The following is an 18,586-nucleotide window of genomic DNA, read 5'->3' on the forward strand; positions in this document are numbered from 1 at the left end:
GTGGAATTTTACCGTCTTCGCCGATCAGGCCGGCGCGCTGAGATACGCCTACCAGCGTGCCCGCAGTGTCGAACAGGTCGACAAACAGGAAAGCAAATACGATTGAGATCATGCCCACTTCAAAAATGGCCGAGAAATCCAGCTGCAGGAATGTCGGTGCAATGCTTGGTGGCATAGACATAATCCCGCCCCACTGCACATCACCTGCCAGCAAGCCCAGGCCAGTTACCGCCAGGATAGCGATCATTACTGCACCACGTACGCTGCGATATACCAGACCGATGGTCAGGAAGAAACCGACAGAAGCCAACACAGGAGACAGCGAAGTCATATCACCCAGACCAACGAAAGTGGCGGGATTGTCTACCACAATACCGGCATTTTTCAAGGCGATGAACGCCAGGAACAGGCCGATACCTGCAGAAATTCCGGTACGCAGTGACATCGGAATCGAGTTAATGATCCACTCACGAATTTTGAAAATACTTAGCAGGATAAACAGCAAACCGGATACAAATACCGCCGCCAGTGCCACTTGCCAGCTGTAGCCCATACCCAGAACAACGCCGTAGGTAAAGAATGCGTTCAGTCCCATGCCCGGAGCCAGCGCGATAGGATAGTTAGCCACGAAGCCCATAATAAAGCAGCCGACAGCGGCCGCCAGACAGGTCGCCACAAAAACAGCGCCACGGTCCATGCCCGCATCAGCCAGAATGGCCGGGTTAACAAAAATGATGTAAGCCATCGTCAGGAAGGTGGTGACCCCTGCAATGACCTCAGTTCTCACGTTAGTGCCGTGTTCACTGAGTTTAAATAGCTTTTCCAGCATGATCGAGTCCTATAAAGGTAAAAAGTAAACGGTTGCGTAATCGATTGGTTGGGGATTATAAAGTTAACAATTAGCAAATTCCAGACAGAAATCACTACACAGCTGCGAATATTGAGAGGCTTGTATCACCGAAGTGATCACAGAAATTGAATATAAGCACTAAAGTCTTTAGTAAAGAGTAAGTTAGTTATAAATATAACCATAAACTTACCCGGCGACATTTTGTTCTATGTCGTGAATTTTCACAGGTAAATAGTGCAGAACAATGCGGTAAAAGATAAATATTTGCCGCTAATATCGCCATCAATAGCACAACACCGAGAATATCCTCTCTAACACCTCTGAATTTGCACGAACCGCAGGCATAAAAAAACGCCACTCAACTGGAGTGGCGCTAGAATCAGGTCAATCTGAACTCAGATTGTAATTTAATTCCAATATATAGGGGTATAAAAACTTACCGAGTTACAGGTTTAGCGGCCATAGCCGAAACATGCAGGGTACGAAAAGTTATCGGTATAAACCGATGGGTTTAGCCAAAAAATTGAACTAGTTAGACCTTTCATCTCTATCACCTTCATAATCAAAAGATACATTACACATTGATTCTCGGTTCCATGGAGGCGATAAATCGGACTCATCCTTTGAGCATTTTCGCTTCATTTAAGAAGTGAGAGTAAAGATAGCATAGAGAAATTTAATTACAAGCAAAAGGTGACTCAACTCACACAAAAATCACAAACCCGATAAAAAAGAGTGAATATTGTAATTTAATTACACTTTTATCAGTTGAGTTTGCCTGCTTTTATGAGCGTGACCGCATATCTACAACAGGCTATGTCCATCTCACCCAACTAACAAACACCAATCCATTTTTACTGACAGACATAGGTGTGCTAAGTGAGTCACCGTTTATAAATTGTTATCAGCAATTTGTACCGCAAAGTGGCATAATGACGTATAAGAAATCTGGCAAATAGCATTAATAGGAGTTATCCGTGTCTGAGTTCCATTCCGAGATCAGTAAGTTATCACCTGCGCCAGTGTGGCAGTTCTTTGATAAGATTTGTTCAATTCCACACCCTTCCAAACACGAAGAAGCGTTAGCTCAATATATTGTTGAATGGGCGCAGCAGAAAGGTTTACCGGTACGTCGCGATCCGACCGGCAACGTATTTATCACCAAACCGGCCACTCCAGGCATGGAAGCTAAAAAAGGTGTCGTCCTGCAGGCTCACATCGATATGGTGCCGCAAAAAAATGAAGACACTGACCATGACTTTACTCAGGACCCGATCCAACCCTATATCGATGGTGAATGGGTAACGGCCAAAGGCACGACTTTGGGTGCTGACAACGGCATGGGAATGGCGTCCTGTCTGGCGGTACTGGCGTCCGATGATATCAAACACGGCCCTATCGAAGTGTTGCTCACCGTGGACGAAGAAGCCGGCATGACCGGTGCATTTGGCCTGGAGCCTGGCTGGCTGGAAGGCGACATTCTGCTCAATACCGATTCGGAGCAGGAAGGCGAAGTATACATGGGTTGCGCCGGCGGTGTTGATGCACAGATGAGCTTCAGCATTGAACGTGAAGAGATTCCGGCTGGTTACACGACCCGCCTGCTGACGCTAAAAGGCTTAAAAGGTGGTCACTCGGGTTGTGATATTCACACCGGACGTGGCAATGCCAACAAGCTGTTCGCACGCTTTTTGGCCGGACACGCCAAGCAACTGGATCTGCGTCTGGTTGACTTTCGCGGTGGTAGCCTGCGCAATGCCATTCCCCGTGAAGCATTTGTCACCGTGGCATTACCAGAGCAAAATATCGCTCAATTAACCGAACTGTTTAACCACTTCACTGATCTACTGAAAGCAGAACTGGGGCAGGTGGAAACCAGCCTGGTCACATTCAATGAAGAAACCAGCGTACAGCAGGGTATGTTCACCAGCGTCGACCAACAGCGCTTCATTGCCGCTTTAAATGCGTGTCCGAATGGCGTCATTCGCATGAGTGACGATATCGAAGGCGTGGTCGAAACCTCACTGAATGTGGGAGTCATCACCACTGAAGCACAGCAGGTCAACGTCCTGTGTCTGATCCGTTCACTGATCGACTCTGGCCGCAGCCAGGTTGAAGGCATGCTGACTTCTGTCGCTGAGTTGGCAGGAGCCACTATTGAGTTTTCCGGAGCCTACCCGGGTTGGAAACCAGATGCTCAGTCTGAAATCATGCACATTTTCCGCGACATGTATCAGAATATCTATGGCCATAAGCCGAATATCATGGTCATCCACGCCGGACTGGAATGTGGTCTATTCAAAGAACCTTATCCACAAATGGATATGATCTCGTTCGGGCCGACCATCAAATTCCCTCACTCGCCAGATGAAAAGGTCAAAATCGATACCGTCGCCCTGTTCTGGCAACAGATGGTTGCCTTACTGGAAAACATCCCAGACAAAGCTTAACTGACCAGCCAAAAGCCAGCGCCTGTTGCTGGCTTTTTTGTTCCCCGTTAGGCTGCTAACGACCTGTTCGACAAATAGTTTTTGTCGTCAGGAGCAAATTTTTTCGTTAGCCAACCACTTAGCGTGTTGCTAGATTCCGCCCTTTATAGCTGAGTATTCCTTCTGGATACCGCTTTAAACATCATAACTATCCAAGTCTCGGGCACCACATCCGGTTGGCGTCTATAATTACCTGTAAAACATTAAGTTCATAGCAATGAAACAGAAACTAATTGTTGGTTGGCGAGAAACTCTCAGCCTGCCCGCGTTGGGCATTGATAAGATCAAAGCCAAAATTGACACGGGGGCCAGAACCTCTTGTCTGCATGCGTTCAAAGTTGAAAGCTTCACGAAACAGGATGAGCAGTGGGTCCGGTTCTGGATTCACCCAGAGCAGAATAACAGTGATTTTGAGGTCGTCTGTGAAGCTCCAGTTCTTGATGAACGTACTGTGCGTGATTCCGGTGGTCACGAAGAAAAGCGTTTTGTCATTCAGTCAGATCTGAACATAGGTGGTGAAACCTGGCCAATTGAAATCACTCTGACCAACCGGGAAAACATGGCATTTCGCATGCTGCTTGGTCGGACGGCAATGCACGACCGAATTATTGTCGATCCTGTGATGTCTTACTTAGTTCCATTTAAGGAAAAGAATTGATGAAAATTGGCATTCTTTCTCGTAACTCGAAACTCTATTCCACCCGTCGTTTAATCGAGGCCTGTGAAACACGAGGGCACGAAGTGAAGGTCATCGATGCGCTGCGCTGTTACATGAATATCAACTCGGAACAGCCAGAGATCCATTTTAAAGGCGAATCATTAGCCGGATTTGATGCGATCATTCCCCGTATTGGCGCCTCGGTCACTTTCTATGGCACCGCCGTACTGCGGCAGTTCGAAATGATGGGTGTCTATCCGGTCAATGAGTCGGTGGCGATTACCCGCAGCCGGGACAAACTGCGCTCAATGCAACTGCTTTCGAGGAAAGGGATAGGTATGCCGATTACCGGCTTTGCCAGCAAACCCGATGACATTAAAGACTTACTGAATATGGTCGGCGGCGCCCCGTTAGTAATTAAACTGCTTGAAGGTACCCAGGGCATCGGTGTGGTACTGGCCGAAACCCGCAAAGCGGCGGAAAGTGTTATTGAAGCTTTTATGGGCTTAAAAGCCAACATTATGGTACAAGAGTACATTAAGGAAGCCGGCGGTGCTGACATACGCTGTTTTGTAATCGGCGATAAAGTGATTGCGGCGATGAAACGTCAGGCCTTAGAAGGCGAATTTCGCTCTAACCTGCACCGTGGCGGTAGCGCTTCTCTGGTAAGAATTACCCCAGAAGAACGTCGCACGGCCGTTGCCGCGGCCAAGATCATGGGTTTAAACGTCGCCGGGGTGGACCTATTGCGTTCCGAGCGCGGCCCGCTGGTGATGGAAGTCAATTCCTCCCCCGGTCTGGAAGGGATTGAAGCTGCAACCGGTAAAGATGTGGCGGGGATGATCATCAGCTTTATCGAAAAAAATGCAGCCAGCAGAAGGACAAGGACACGTGGTAAAGGCTAGGAGCAGAAAAAATCAACCTTTTGAATTTCAGGGCGTCACTATCGCCCCGGGTGACAGACAAGTTATAGAGCTTGAGGGAGCCAAGCTCTATACCCACTCCCCACTGGCGATACCAATAGAAATCGTCAACGGCAAATACGCCGGACCGACTTTAATGGTCAATGCCGCCATCCACGGCGATGAACTGAACGGGGTAGAAATCGTCCGTCAGTTGATCAACACCATAGATGCCAACAAACTGAAAGGCACCCTAATTGCTGTCCCTATCGTCAATGTATTCGGCTTTATCCATAAGTCACGTTACTTACCTGACCGGCGCGACCTCAATCGCTGTTTTCCTGGCAGTGACAAAGGCTCGCTCGCGTCTCGAATGGCCAATACCTTCTTCTCCCTGGCCGCCAGTCGCTGTGATTATATTGTCGACCTGCATACCGGTGCGATTCACAGAACCAACTTACCGCAGGTTCGCGCTGACTTGTCCAACCCTGAAACGCTGCGCGTCGCCCAGGCATTTGCCGCTCCGGTGCTGATTGACTCACCGCTCAGGGAAGGCTCCTTGCGCAGTGAAGCGGAGAAAATTGGTATTCCTGTCATTACCTATGAAGCGGGTGAAGCTTTACGGTTTGAACCGCTTTGCATCAGTGCTGGTTTAATTGGCATCCGGCGCGTCATGCAGACAATTGGCATGTTACGGGCCAGCCGTAAAAAGCAGCTGTCACCGGTTGTCGCTAAATCCACCAGTTGGTTACGGGCAGAGAGTAACGGCATTTTGCGCACTCTGGTGAATCTCGGTGATCGGGTGGCCCGCGGCCAGGTGCTGGCGTACATCAATGCGCCGCTCGGCCATGGTGAAGTGGCGATAAAAGCCAACAAGGGTGGTATCGTGATTGGTCAGCAGACTTTACCGCTGGTGAACGAAGGGGATGCGATTTTTCACCTGGCCTATTTTGTCGAAGACGATAACGAAGTAGAGCAAATGGTGGGCGAGTATATTGAGGAGATCTCCGATATCGATCTGGACCTGCTCACCACCGGGCAGATCGCCCCGCCTTCATCGGCTTAACGCCCCATCACAAACGACAAGAGCGCCAAACGGCGCTCTTAATTCGTATCGACAGCAATCAGATAGTGAATACCTGGTAATCTTTCAACTGCGGGATTTTTTGATGCAGTTGCTGCTCTTGCTCAGACATCTCGTCCAGTGATTCACAGAAATCGTCACGCTGCTGCTGCATCTGTTGCTGATATTCCGCCAGCCGCTGGGAAATCTTGTCACTCAGCTTAGCCATACTGTCGGCCAGTTCACTGAGATTGATCCCTTCCTGCTGTTTCATTTTGTCCGACATCGCGACAAACGCGTTGCTGAAGAATTCTTTGCTGAACACTTCCATCGCCCGGTTAATATCTTCCTCCCAGGACTTGGTCAGTTCGTCTATGTTGGTCGCGGGAACTATAAGATCGCCGTCCTTGTAATAGCGGGCTTCGATATCGTCATACATCTGTTTGACCGAAATTTTCAACTGATCAAACGCATGTGGGGCATCCAAGCTCGCCGCCACGTCGTCGATAATATCATTGGCCATTGCCAAACCCTGCTGGGCAAACTGTCTGGCACGCGGCAAATAGGCCTGCATATCTTGGCGATATTGCTGTAAAGCGGCTTGCTGATCCGGGCTAAGCTCCACTCGCTCACCATGCAGATACAGCCCGTCCCTCGCATCGAGCACGGCACTCTCACCACTCGTTTGCAGGATTTCCACCCGGCTGTCATCCATATGAATTTCATTTTGAATATCGATCTGGCATTGACCCGCTATTGCTCCCGGAGCAACCAGCAGAGCCGATAACATTATGCGACTGTTCATAATCTTTCCTACTTAATTCCTATGCCAACCATAGCAAACCAGTCTCAGTTGGATGTCAGGATTGGGTAACAATTGCAACCCGGCGTTAACCCCGGGTTAATCGAAAAAGCTCAGTTGCTGATTGGTCAGCTCGGGTTTGAGCATCACATTAAGACCAAGTAAACGGATCTCTCGTCCCTGTTGACGGGTCAGAATTTCCCGCAGTAACACTTTAAAGTACGCCAGTTCCAGCTGAGGGTGAAGGTGCTCTATGGTGGTTAATTTAAAGTCGGCAAACTTGACTTTAATCCCTTGCTTGATAATCTCACGCTCCGGACAGGATCGCTCCAATCGCCTAACCAGTTCTGGATACAGCTGCTCTTCTATCACTTGCCAGCACTGCTGATAACTGTCGATATTGTGGCTGAAGGTATGTTCTACACCGACCGATTTGCGCTCTCGAGACACCTCCACCTGACGGTTATCAATACCGTGACTGCGCTGCCAGAGCGACTGTCCGAGCCGGCCAAACTTGAGTAACAGTTCGCGGTGACCTGCCTCTCTGACATCCCGGCAGAAAAACAGCCCGGCCTGCTGCAGTTTCGCCAGCGAAACTTTGCCAACTCCGGGAAGTTTTTCCAGCGGCAAATCGTCGATCACTTGTTGTACTTGCTGAGGCGGGATCACCGCCTGACCATCCGGCTTATTCATATCCGAGGCGACTTTGGCCAGAAATTTTATCGGAGCCACTCCTGCCGACGCGGTAAGGTTAAGCTCCTGGCGGATGTCTCGACGAATGGCTTCGGCAATCAGAGTCGCCGAGCCGTGATAGAGTGGACATCCGCTGACATCCAGGTAGGCTTCATCCAGCGACAGAGGCTCGATTTTATCCGTATACCGGAGAAATATTTGCCGTATCTGCTGCGATACCTGCTTATACACCGCCATCCGGCCCCTCACCACCAGCAAGCCAGGACAGAGCCGTAGTGCTGTCGCCGTAGGCATGGCTGAGCGCACACCAAACTCACGCGCCTGGTAGTTGCAGGTGCTGATCACACCGCGCTGCTTCTCATGCCCCCCTACCGCTAATGGCCGATCACGATAGTCAGGGTTGTCACGCATCTCAACGGCGGCGAAAAAGCAGTCCATATCGACATGTATTATTTTTCGAACCGGATTCTCAGACAAAGGATTTCACTCTACATCTGTATATAAACACAGTATACATGAGGAGCGGTCTGTTTGGGTAGTGCCCATTGGCGATAGCTTGTTCAGCTCAACGCGCTCGCAAGCGGTAAAAACTAAAAAGCCCGGCATTGCGGGCCGGGCTTCAGTTCTTAAAAATGGTCAAAAATCAGGCGATACGGTCATTATTCCAGGCTGCGAGCTTTTCCGCACGCGCCGCTTCTCTCGCTTCGCGTTTTTTGCGTGCATCGCACGGTTCAGGACAGTTACAAACCTTTTCAATGCCCACCGAGCCTAATCCACCACAGCTGCCCTTTACCACTTTCTTCTGAAAGATGTAACCGACTGCCATAGCGACAATGACAAATAGAAAAATGCCGAATGTGATCAGAAATGTACTCATAATTCAGACTCACTTAGTACTTTGCTGTTTAAGATAAGGCTTATAGGCATTCGATGCCACTTCTTTAAAGCCGTTGTCGGTTTTTACGATCATCAATACCGGGATATTGTACTGATTGGCCACTTCGATACCGACTTGTTCACCCAATACCATCAGACCGGTCGCCAGGCCATCGGCGGTCATGGAAGACTTGTCCAATACCGTCACTGACACCACCTTGTGATTGATCGGCTTGCCGGTGGCTGGATCAATAATGTGCGAGTAACGAATACCATCACGCTCAAAGTAATTACGATAATCGCCAGAAGTCGCAATAGCCATGTCTCCCGGCTCGATGATCTCCTGTACGCTGCGTTCTTCGCTAGTCGGCTTTTCAATCGCAATTCGCCATGGAACGCCTTCACGATTGGTCCCTTTCACCCTGAGTTCGCCACCGACCTCGACCATATAGTTTGCCACACCCTGGTCCTGAATGTAATCGGCAACCACGTCGACCCCCCAACCTTTGGCTATGGTGGAAAGATCGACATACAAGCTCGGTAAATCTTTACGCAGACTGCCAGCCTGGACACTGAGATGTTCAATACCAGTCATTGCTTTTCGTTCGGCCAGTTCTTCATCACTCGGCACCACTTCCCGGCGCGCTTCAGGTCCAAAACCCCACAGGTTCACCAAGGGACCTACCGTCACATCCAGTGCGCCGCGGGTAACCTGATTGAGCCGAATGGCCTCTTTGACTACAGTGACAGTTTCTGGAGAGACAGCAAAAGGTTCCGAACCACGGAACTGATTAAAGCGACTCAACTCGGAATCTTTACGGTAAGTGGACATCTGATCGTTAACCTGCTCCAGCAGTCGATCGATTTCTGCCTGCATCGCTTCTGGGGATGGCAGGCCGTCAGCTTGGATATATTTAACGTTATAGCTGGTTCCCATAGTCGGGCCGCTCAGATGCACCTGCTCTACCGGCTTTTCACAGCCCGCCAGCAGCAATAAGGCAGTAAACGCAACTAGCCACTTTTTCACTAGGATACTCCTTAGTTCCTATAAATATCGATAGGGCTGCATACGGTAACTCAGACCGTATATAGGCCTATAAACATTCAAAAAATAATGGCTGACTCATCTGAGTCAGCCATGAATTTTATCACTTGAGTGAATTAACCACCGAAGTCATCCAACAGGATGTTTTCATCCTCGACACCCAGATCTTTCAGCATGCCAATAACGGCAGCGTTCATCATAGGTGGACCACACATGTAGTACTCACAATCTTCTGGGGCTTCATGATCACGCAGGTAGTTTTCATACAGTACGTTATGGATAAAGCCGGTATAGCCATCCCAGTTGTCCTCTGGCAGAGGATCAGACAGGGCACAATGCCATACGAAGTTGTCGTTCTCATCTTGCAGCATATCGAAATCTTCTACATAGAACATTTCACGCTTAGAACGTGCACCGTACCAGAAAGACATCTTGCGCTTAGATTTCAGACGCTTAAGTTGGTCGAAGATGTGAGAACGCATTGGTGCCATACCAGCACCACCGCCCACAAATACCATCTCAGCATCAGTCTCTTTGGCAAAGAACTCACCGAACGGACCAGAGATTGTACACTTGTCACCTGGTTTCAATGACCAGATGTAAGAGGACATGATACCCGGTGGTACATCAGGATTATTAGGCGGCGGCGTAGCGATACGCACGTTCAGCATAATAATGCCTTCTTCTTCCGGATAGTTGGCCATAGAGTAAGCGCGGATTGTCTCATCGTTGACTTTGGACTCGTAACGGAAGAGGTTGAACTTGTCCCAATCTTCACGATATTCCTCAGGAACGTCGAAGTCGGCGTATTTCACGTGGTGAGCTGGCGCTTCAATCTGAATGTAACCACCAGCGCGGAAAGGCACTGATTCACCGTCAGGAATCTGCAGCTTAAGCTCTTTGATGAATGTCGCTTTGTTATCGTTTGAAATAACTTCACATTCCCACTTCTTAACACCGAAGATTTCTTCTGGCAGTTCAATGTCCATGTCAGTTTTCACTGCCACCTGACAAGCCAGACGCTCGCCTTCGCGCGCTTCGCCTTTAGAGATGTGATCCAGTTCAGTAGGTAGGATGTCACCACCGCCCGACTTCACTTTCACTTTACACTGACCACAAGAGCCACCGCCACCACAGGCAGAAGATACGAATACACCAGCACCTGCCAGTGCGCCGAGCAGCTTACCGCCCGGTTGGGTAACGATCGCTTTTTCAGGATCGCCGTTTACAGAGATTGTAATGTCACCTGTTGGTACCAGCTTTGACTTAGCGAACAGAATCACTAAAACCAGCGCCAGTACAATCAGGGTAAACATCACTACACCAAGAATAATGACCATTGTCTATTCCTTAATTGTTGCGGTTTACCCGACTTACAGTTGAACACCAGAGAAAGACATAAAGCCCAACGCCATAAGACCGACCGTGATAAAGGTGATACCCAAGCCACGCAGGCCAGGAGGTACGTCAGAGTACTTCATTTTCTCGCGGATACCTGCAAGCGCTACGATAGCCAGCATCCAGCCTACGCCTGAACCGAAGCCGTACACAACGGATTCTGCAAAGTTGTAGTCACGCTGAACCATGAAAGATACGCCACCAAAGATGGCACAGTTAACTGTGATCAATGGCAGGAAAATACCCAGCGCGTTGTACAGAGGTGGGAAGAAGCGGTCAAGCACCATTTCCAGAATCTGTACCAGGGCCGCGATAACGCCAATAAAGGTAATGAAGTTGAGGAAGCTCAAATCCACACCTTCAAGCAAGGCATTCTCTCTAAGTACCAGGTTGTAGACCAGGTTGTTTACCGGTACCGCAATAGTCAGTACCACAACCACGGCAACACCCAGGCCGAAAGAGGTCTTTACTTTCTTCGATACTGCCAGGAATGTACACATACCCAAGAAGAAAGCCAGAGCCATGTTTTCGATAAAAATCGATTTAACTAATAGACTGATGTAATGTTCCATAACTCCCCTACTCCTTCGCTTCTACTTGCTCAGGTTTGAAGATACGAATCACCCAGATCAAGAAGCCGATCAGGAAGAATGCTGAAGGGGCAAGCAGCATCAGGCCATTCGGCTGATACCATCCACCGTTACTGATCAGTGGCAGAACTTCCATTCCGAACAGTTTGCCGCTACCCAACAACTCACGGAAGAAACCGACAGTGATCAGGACAAAACCGTAACCCAGACCGTTACCAATACCGTCGATAAACGAAGGAATTGGCGCAGACTTCATCGCGAACGCTTCAGCACGACCCATTACGATACAGTTGGTGATAATCAGACCAACGAATACCGACAGTTGCTTGGAGATGTCGTACAGGTAAGCTTTCAGGATTTGGTCAACCACGATTACCAGTGACGCGATAATCGCCATCTGAACGATGATACGTACACTGTTAGGGATGTGATGACGAATCAGAGAAACTGAAAAGTTAGACAGGGCGGTAACGAAAGTCACAGCCAGAGTCATTACAAATGCAGTTTCTAATTTAGTAGTAACTGCCAGAGCAGAACATACACCCAGAACCTGTAGCGCGATCGGGTTGTTATCAAACACCGGCGCCAGCACGCTCTTTCTAATACTCTTTGCACTAGACATTAGTTCAGACCTCCGTCACGAACTTTTGCTAGGAATGGACCAAAGCCCATTTCGCCTAACCAGAAGTCAAATGTGTTTTGGACACCGTTACTGGTAAGGGTTGCGCCAGACAGGGCATCAACACCGTGTTCAGAACCAGCAGGTGCGCCACCTTTAACGATCTTGATGGCAGGCTTGTGGTTACTGTCGAACAGTTTTTTACCCACGAACTGGTTACGCCAAGCTGGGTTTTCAACTTCGCCACCTAATCCAGGAGTTTCACCCTGTTCGTAATAAGTAATGCCTGACACGGTATTACCATCGGTTTCTACCGCGACAAACGCGTACATCATAGACCACAGGCCTTTACCGTGAATCGGCACGATGACCTTAGACACTGCATTATCCTGTTTAACCAGATAGACCACGCCGGTATTGGCACGGCGCTGGATCTTAGCTTCGTCTTCTTCCGCAGTCAGTTTGACCGACTGGGCCGGATCTTTCGCTGCTTTACGCTGGTCGTAAGTAGCGGCATTGCCTTCGACAAAATCACCAGTTTCGAAGTCGACCATTTTCGGCTCAATATACTGCGCATACAGTTCAGGCACTTTGCCCTGCTCTGTGATGCCGGCAACTTCCAGGATCTTAGTCTGCTTATCCAGCGCTGCGTTTGCTTTCTGCTTATCGCGCAGGCCAACGGCTGCTGTTGATACAATGATTGAGCACACCAGGCTCAACGTGATAACAACAAACAGCGTATTTTTAATGCTATCGTTATTACTTGCCATAGCGTGCTTTTCTCCGCTTGATGTTCTTCTCAATCACGATGTGGTCGAACAGAGGTGCAAACAGGTTCGCGAATAGAATTGCCAGCATCATACCTTCAGGGTAAGCCGGGTTAACTACACGGATAAGTACACACATTGCACCGATCAGGATGCCGTACCACCATTTACCTGTATTGGTAAAGGAAGCAGAAACCGGGTCTGTCGCCATAAACAGCATACCGAAAGCAAAACCACCCAGGACCAGGTGCCAGTGCCAAGGCATGTTAAACATCGCGTTAGTGTCGGAACCGATCAGGTTGAACAGCGTAGAAAGCGCAATCATACCCACCATCACACCGGCAATGATACGCCAGGAAGCAATACGCATGTAGACGATCATCGCTGCACCAATCAGCAGTGCCAGAGTTGACACTTCACCAATGGAACCAGGAATGTTACCGATGAATGCATCCATCCAAGTGATAGGCGCGCCGGTCACGTTGTTCATCAGAGCACCGTTACCACCTTGAGCCCACTGACTAAGCGCCGTTGCACCAGAGAAGCCGTCAGCGGCTGTCCAAACGACGTCACCAGAAATCTGCGCTGGGTAAGCGAAGAACAGGAATGCACGCCCCGCAAGTGCCGGGTTAAGGAAGTTACGTCCGGTACCACCAAAGATCTCTTTGGCGACAACCACACCGAAGGTAATACCCATAGCGGCTTGCCACAGAGGTAGTGTTGGCGGAACGATCAATGCGAACAGGATAGAAGTAACAAAGAAACCTTCGTTGACTTCGTGCTTACGCACCATACAGAACAGCACTTCCCAGAAACCACCGACTATAAATACCGTGGCGTAAATTGGCAGGAAGTAAGTCGCACCGAGTAGCATTTTGCTACCCCATCCGGCATCAGCAGATAAGGTTGCACCCAGGCCTTCCGTCAACCAGTAGTGCCAGTTGCCACTGATCACGGCTGCCAGCTGGTCACCGGTATACAGGTGATTCAGCGCTGCAATTGCTTGTCCGCCAGCATTGTACATACCCCAGAACATTGCTGGGAATACGGCGAACCATACCATGATCATGATACGTTTCAGGTCAACGCTGTCACGAACGTGCGAGCTTTTTTTGGTTACCAGGCCAGGCGTATAGAACAGCGTTGCAGCTGCTTCATAAAGGGCAAACCATTTTTCATGTTTACCACCAGGCTCAAAATGATGCTCGATGTCTTCAAGAAACTTCTTAAGCATGAAATTTACCCTTCCTTCTCAATCTTATCCAGGCACTCACGCAGTAACGGACCATACTCGTATTTACCAGGACATACAAAGGTACACAGTGCCAGATCTTCCTCGTCCAGTTCCAGCGCACCCAGTGCCTGAGCACTGTCGCTATCACCGGCACACAGATCACGCAGCAGCAGTGTTGGTTCCATATCAAGCGGCATTACCTGTTCGTAGTTACCGATCGGAACCATGGCGCGGTCACTACCATTGGTCGAAGTTGTCATGTTGAACAGCTGACCTTTAAACAAGTGACCAAGGTAAGAGCGAGTGACAGAGAAACGGTTTTTACCAGGCATTGCCCAGCCAAACAGCTCTTTATCACGACCTTCACGCAGCACGGAAACCTGTAAATGGTAACGACCCAGGTAGGCGTGAGGACCAGTAGCTTTAACGCCAGCCAAAACAGAGCCAGAGATAACACGAACTTCGCCAGGCATCAGCTCGTTGTCGGTTAGCTCGTTGACGCTCGCGCCGATGATGGTCCGAACCAGGCGTGGGTTGTTGACCACAGGTCCACCCAGAGCGACCACGCGTTCCGCATAAAGCTCGCCGGTCAGGAACAATTTACCGAACGCGATTACGTCTTGGTAATTGATGCTCCAGGCAACATGTTCAGCGTTTACCGGATAGAGGAAATGCATGTGAGTTCCGGCCAGACCCGCAGGATGTGGACCGTCGAATACATGCTCTTCAACATTAGATTGAGAACTGCGCGGTAAACTTGAACCAGATTTACATACGTAAACCTTACCGTCAGTCAGGCGGGCTAGAATGTCCAGACCAGCGACAAACGCTTCCGCTTGCTCGTTGATGATGAGTTCAGGTTGTGCCGCGAGAGGATTAGTATCCATCGCAGTAACAAAGATCGCCTGAGTGGTTGCATCAACCGCTGGAACCTTGCTGAACGGACGAGTACGTAACGCGGTCCACATGCCAGACTCGACCAGCTGAGTTTTGATCACTTCGCGATCAAGACCCGCCAGTTGGCCAGCTTCAAACTTATCAAAAGTAATCTGTTCTTCACCTGCAACTTCAATCACTACGGATTGCAGCACACGCTTAGCTCCACGATTTACTTCGATAACTTTACCGCTTGCTGGTGAAGTGAATTTAACACCTGGATTCTTCTTGTCTTCAAAAAGAACCTGAGCTTTTTTCACTTCATCACCAACGCGGATATGCATGGTAGGACGCATACCCACGTACTCTTCGCCAAGCAAGGCGACTTTAGTGATGGTTTTGCCATCATTTATCACCTGGGAAGGAGCTCCCGCGATAGGAAGGTCCAATCCCTTTTTTATTGTAATCATACGCACTTGCACTACTTTTATCGGGAAAAAGATTCTTTAGATTGCGTAACTTATAGACACGACATCAGTGTCCAATCTCGGTGTGCTCATGACACCAAAATCGCAACATCCTATTAAAATTCTCATATTTGAAACATGGTGAGAATTATCAGGTGCCGTAGTCTAGCATTTTTTACGCGTTAGATGCCACGACCAATGATGGGTATCCAGAATGAAAACCTCTAGTTTTGAGGCTTTTCGGAGTATCAATCTTCATAACTTTGAGCCATCGCACAAAGCCGAAATATTGCTTACACAAAGGAAAAATTGGCATTTTATCTGTTGCAGTTCGAGACCAATGAATAGCAAAGTAACCCTTACCCAATAAGGGTTATGTTCACGAACATTTAACCTTACTGCTAACAATTAGCTCGAAGAAGACTTGCCGCCCCCCATACACTTGGGGCTGTCAGGAACGAGCTGATTCTGTTGTTGCCATTCACTCTTAGTGTAGGTATGAATCGACAATGCGTGAATGTGCTCAGCCAATTCGTCAGCCAAAGCCTGGTTCACCAGTCGGTGACGTCCAAGGAGACGCAAACCATCGAATTGATCGCTGACAACGATGACTTTGAAGTGACTTTCTGATCCAGCCGGCACATTGTGCATATAGCTCTCATTCACGACTTTCAGGTAGTCTGGATTAAATGCGTTATGGAGTTTCGTTTCCACTAATTCCTGTATCATGACAACGTTACCTCGATAAATTCCATATACAGCCTGTATGCTGCGCGGCGCCATACTAACTCGACCGAATCTAAATCGGAAGATTTGGTTTTCTTTTTACCGCTATCTGCGAGAATATCTGCCAAGAATCTTAAAAATAAGCATCATTATGAACACTGAGCTCTCCTTATTTGATCGCCCACTGCAGTTGCAGCGATTTCCTGTACGAAAACATGAACAATTGCAAGCCTGGGATGCGGGTGATGAGTATCTGATTCGACACGTCGAAGAGCTGCAACTGGCCGAAGGTCGTAACATATTGATCATCGATGACCATTTTGGGGCTTTGAGCTGCTGGTTTTCTGCCCGGCACAATGTCACCATGATGAGTGACTCCCATATCAGTTGGTTGGCTACTGAACGGAATTTGCAGCACAACGCTTGCCGGCCGATTCAGCAACTAAGCACAATGGACGCCGTTCCTGCAAACACGCAGTTGGTACTGTTACAACTGCCGAAAAACAATCGCCACTTAATCTGGATACTGTCTCAGTTGCGCCAGTCGCTGGCTGATGGTTGTCAGGTGATTGCGGTGAATAAAGCGCGCGAAATTCATAGCTCAACGTTAAAGCTGTTCGAAAAGTACCTCGGCACCACCACCACCTCGCTGGCGTGGAAAAAACACCGACTGGTATTCAGCCAGCCAGATTGTCAGCCTGGCCAGACGGTGGAGCCGTTAACCCGTTGGCAAGTTGCAGAGCACAACCTGAATTTGGCTAACTGGCCCAATGTCTATTCCGGAGAGAGCCTGGATCTCGGTGCGCGATTTTTTCTGCAACACCTTCCCCAGTCTGAGCAGATTCAGCGAGTTATCGACCTCGGCTGTGGTAACGGTGTGTTGAGTGTCGCCATCGCCAGACTTAACCCGCAAGCCCATATCACCTGTGTCGATGAAAGCATCATGGCGGTGGCTTCTGCCCGTCACAATCTGGAGCAAAATCAAATTGCAACGGAACGCGTCACGCTGAAGGTCAACAACTGTCTGGACGGGTTTGCCGCTGATCAGGCCGATTTGGTTCTGTGTAATCCACCGTTCCATCAACAATTGGCCATTACAGATCATATCGCCTGGCAAATGTTCTGTGATGCAAAGCATGTTCTCAGCCCTGGTGGCCAATTATTAGTTATCGGCAATCGTCACCTCGGATACGATGGTAAGTTAAAAAGGTTGTTTGGTAAAAATCAGGTCAAAACTGTTGCAGCGAATAATAAATTTGTTGTTTTACAAGCCACTAAATAGTTCACTTACTTTATTAGCAATCCTTTACCTCAGAAAAGAAAGAACGCAAGGAAACTCGCATGAAGAAAATGCTACTGGCAGCGTCAATTGTATTATTAACGGCATGTTCGGCACCGGAACAACCACAGCTGAATTTTGCGCCCCAAGCCACCCTGAGTAAAAGTGACATAGTTAAAGACAGCGCCTTTACTTTAACCAGTAAAGATGTACGTTCAGCGCAGTATGTCGCTCTGGTCGACAGTGGCCGCTCGAACATTCAACCGCTGCACGCCAAGCAGAATGTTCGTATTGCGTTTGAAAACGCGCTGCTGCAACAGTTTGAGTCTCAAGGTTTCCGTTCCACGGTCAACAGCGAAAATTCCATTGCAATTGAAATCCAGCAGGCACTGGTAACGGTTAAACACACTGTGATGGAAAATCAAATGGACGGTAAAGTGACCGTCGAATTAACCGCTGAAACTCCTCAGGGCAAACTGGTGAAGGAGTATAATGGTACCGCGACCCGCACCGGCGCACTGAGTGCATCGGACGAAGAAATCGAGATGGTATTGAATGATGTGGTCAATTTGGTACTGAAAGAAATTGCCAATGACCGTGAACTTCGTAACTACATGCAGGAACGTTTCTAATGTGGAAATCAATCATAGCCGGTTTGTTTCTGATCAGCTCTGCCGCTTTTGCCGCGCCAAGCGTAATGGTGGAAACTAACCTGGGCAATTTCACCATCGAACTGAACCAGGATAAGGCCCCTGTCAGCGTTGCCAACTTTATCCGTTATGTTGAAGACGGCAGTTATGTCGGCAGCCAGTTTCACCGTGTGATTCCGGGCTTTATGGCTCAGGGCGGTGGTTTTGACGCTGAACTCAACCAATTGCCGACTTATCCGCCGATCAAAAACGAGGCCAGCAACGGTTTATCAAACCTGACTGCCTCGGTTGCCATGGCAAGGACCAACGACCCGGATTCTGCGACCCGGCAGTTCTATATCAATCTGGCCGACAATACCTTCCTGGACTTTGACAAGCGTCCCCCGGGTTATGCCGTATTTGGCCAGGTAACTGAAGGGTTTGAAGTGATTCAGGCGATGGCAACTAAGCCGACTCGCAGCGTCGGATTTATGCGTGATGTTCCGGTCTCAGCTATTGTTATCAACAAGATGACGCTGAAACCCTAATCGCGAATAACTGCAGACAGTAATGCCGGATAAAAGAAATACAGGTCACTATGGTTAATTTACAACGCCACTGGA

General features: G+C 48.9%; 19 protein-coding genes. 7 read left to right on the forward strand and 12 right to left on the reverse strand.

Features of this window, described 5'->3' with window-relative positions:
* A partial coding sequence (locus ACQY6F_RS11860) for an NCS2 family permease (protein ID WP_428774604.1) occupies positions 1-829 on the reverse strand: 829 nt, incomplete at its 3' end.
* 998 nt (positions 830-1,827) lie between these two features.
* Between ACQY6F_RS11860 and ACQY6F_RS11865 the strand changes: the two genes are divergently transcribed.
* The 4 genes from ACQY6F_RS11865 to ACQY6F_RS11880 all read left to right on the forward strand — a co-directional run bounded on the left by ACQY6F_RS11865 (position 1,828) and on the right by ACQY6F_RS11880 (position 5,965).
* On the forward strand, positions 1,828-3,300 hold the full coding sequence (locus ACQY6F_RS11865; protein WP_428774605.1) for an aminoacyl-histidine dipeptidase: 1,473 nt from the start codon (positions 1,828-1,830) through the stop codon (positions 3,298-3,300).
* A gap of 256 nt (positions 3,301-3,556) precedes the next feature.
* A complete protein-coding gene (locus ACQY6F_RS11870) occupies positions 3,557-3,997 on the forward strand; it encodes an ATP-dependent zinc protease family protein (protein WP_428774607.1) in 441 nt (146 codons plus the stop codon).
* Positions 3,997-4,902, forward strand: coding sequence for a 30S ribosomal protein S6--L-glutamate ligase (gene rimK, locus ACQY6F_RS11875; protein ID WP_428774608.1), 906 nt, complete (start codon positions 3,997-3,999; stop codon positions 4,900-4,902). Before ACQY6F_RS11870 ends, rimK begins: the two co-directional genes overlap by 1 nt.
* Positions 4,862-5,965: a succinylglutamate desuccinylase/aspartoacylase family protein gene (locus ACQY6F_RS11880; RefSeq protein WP_428774610.1), complete on the forward strand. Its 1,104-nt coding sequence runs from the start codon at positions 4,862-4,864 to the stop codon at positions 5,963-5,965. Before rimK ends, ACQY6F_RS11880 begins: the two co-directional genes overlap by 41 nt.
* A gap of 58 nt (positions 5,966-6,023) precedes the next feature.
* Here ACQY6F_RS11880 and ACQY6F_RS11885 read toward each other — a convergent pair whose 3' ends face one another.
* The 11 genes from ACQY6F_RS11885 to bolA all read right to left on the reverse strand — a co-directional run bounded on the left by ACQY6F_RS11885 (position 6,024) and on the right by bolA (position 16,058).
* Positions 6,024-6,767: a DUF2884 family protein gene (locus tag ACQY6F_RS11885; RefSeq protein ID WP_428774611.1), complete on the reverse strand. Its 744-nt coding sequence runs from the start codon at positions 6,765-6,767 to the stop codon at positions 6,024-6,026.
* 96 nt (positions 6,768-6,863) lie between these two features.
* Positions 6,864-7,934 carry a DNA polymerase IV gene (dinB, locus tag ACQY6F_RS11890; RefSeq protein ID WP_428774612.1) on the reverse strand — a complete coding sequence of 357 codons (1,071 nt, stop codon included), beginning with the start codon at positions 7,932-7,934 and terminating at the stop codon, positions 6,864-6,866.
* Positions 7,935-8,100: 166 nt separating this feature from the next.
* On the reverse strand, positions 8,101-8,334 hold the full coding sequence (gene nqrM / locus ACQY6F_RS11895; protein WP_428774613.1) for a (Na+)-NQR maturation NqrM: 234 nt from the start codon (positions 8,332-8,334) through the stop codon (positions 8,101-8,103).
* Between the two features lie 9 nt (positions 8,335-8,343).
* A complete protein-coding gene (locus ACQY6F_RS11900) occupies positions 8,344-9,360 on the reverse strand; it encodes an FAD:protein FMN transferase (protein WP_428774615.1) in 1,017 nt (338 codons plus the stop codon).
* A 134-nt stretch (positions 9,361-9,494) separates the two neighbouring features.
* Positions 9,495-10,718: an NADH:ubiquinone reductase (Na(+)-transporting) subunit F gene (gene nqrF / locus ACQY6F_RS11905; protein ID WP_428774617.1), complete on the reverse strand. Its 1,224-nt coding sequence runs from the start codon at positions 10,716-10,718 to the stop codon at positions 9,495-9,497.
* Positions 10,719-10,751: 33 nt separating this feature from the next.
* Entirely contained in the window at positions 10,752-11,348 is a 597-nt protein-coding gene (gene nqrE / locus ACQY6F_RS11910) for an NADH:ubiquinone reductase (Na(+)-transporting) subunit E (protein WP_428774618.1), read from the reverse strand.
* Positions 11,349-11,355: 7 nt separating this feature from the next.
* Positions 11,356-11,988 (reverse strand): NADH:ubiquinone reductase (Na(+)-transporting) subunit D, encoded by a 633-nt coding sequence (locus ACQY6F_RS11915; protein WP_428774620.1) that lies wholly within the window; start codon positions 11,986-11,988, stop codon positions 11,356-11,358.
* The gene (locus tag ACQY6F_RS11920; protein WP_428774621.1) at positions 11,988-12,755 is read right to left on the reverse strand and encodes a Na(+)-translocating NADH-quinone reductase subunit C; all 768 of its coding nucleotides are present in this window, start codon (positions 12,753-12,755) and stop codon (positions 11,988-11,990) included. The genes ACQY6F_RS11915 and ACQY6F_RS11920 overlap by 1 nt, the downstream gene beginning before the upstream one ends.
* Positions 12,745-13,986: an NADH:ubiquinone reductase (Na(+)-transporting) subunit B gene (locus tag ACQY6F_RS11925; RefSeq protein WP_428774622.1), complete on the reverse strand. Its 1,242-nt coding sequence runs from the start codon at positions 13,984-13,986 to the stop codon at positions 12,745-12,747. Before ACQY6F_RS11925 ends, ACQY6F_RS11920 begins: the two co-directional genes overlap by 11 nt.
* Before the next feature lie 5 nt (positions 13,987-13,991).
* Positions 13,992-15,332 (reverse strand): Na(+)-translocating NADH-quinone reductase subunit A, encoded by a 1,341-nt coding sequence (locus tag ACQY6F_RS11930; RefSeq protein ID WP_428774623.1) that lies wholly within the window; start codon positions 15,330-15,332, stop codon positions 13,992-13,994.
* Positions 15,333-15,737: 405 nt separating this feature from the next.
* Positions 15,738-16,058, reverse strand: a complete 321-nt coding sequence (gene bolA / locus ACQY6F_RS11935; protein ID WP_428774624.1) for a transcriptional regulator BolA — start codon at positions 16,056-16,058, stop codon at positions 15,738-15,740.
* Positions 16,059-16,206: 148 nt separating this feature from the next.
* Between bolA and ACQY6F_RS11940 the strand changes: the two genes are divergently transcribed.
* Genes ACQY6F_RS11940 through ACQY6F_RS11950 form a run of 3 tightly spaced genes read left to right on the forward strand, consistent with a single transcriptional unit; the run spans position 16,207 to position 18,511 of the window.
* Positions 16,207-17,337, forward strand: coding sequence for a methyltransferase (locus ACQY6F_RS11940; protein WP_428774625.1), 1,131 nt, complete (start codon positions 16,207-16,209; stop codon positions 17,335-17,337).
* A gap of 59 nt (positions 17,338-17,396) precedes the next feature.
* Positions 17,397-17,966: a YajG family lipoprotein gene (locus ACQY6F_RS11945; protein ID WP_428774627.1), complete on the forward strand. Its 570-nt coding sequence runs from the start codon at positions 17,397-17,399 to the stop codon at positions 17,964-17,966.
* Positions 17,966-18,511 (forward strand): peptidylprolyl isomerase, encoded by a 546-nt coding sequence (locus tag ACQY6F_RS11950; protein ID WP_428774628.1) that lies wholly within the window; start codon positions 17,966-17,968, stop codon positions 18,509-18,511. The genes ACQY6F_RS11945 and ACQY6F_RS11950 overlap by 1 nt, the downstream gene beginning before the upstream one ends.
* Positions 18,512-18,586: the final 75 nt, after the last annotated feature.

This window comes from Vibrio sp. (assembly GCF_050299255.1).
In the GTDB taxonomy this organism is placed as follows: domain Bacteria; phylum Pseudomonadota; class Gammaproteobacteria; order Enterobacterales; family Vibrionaceae; genus Vibrio.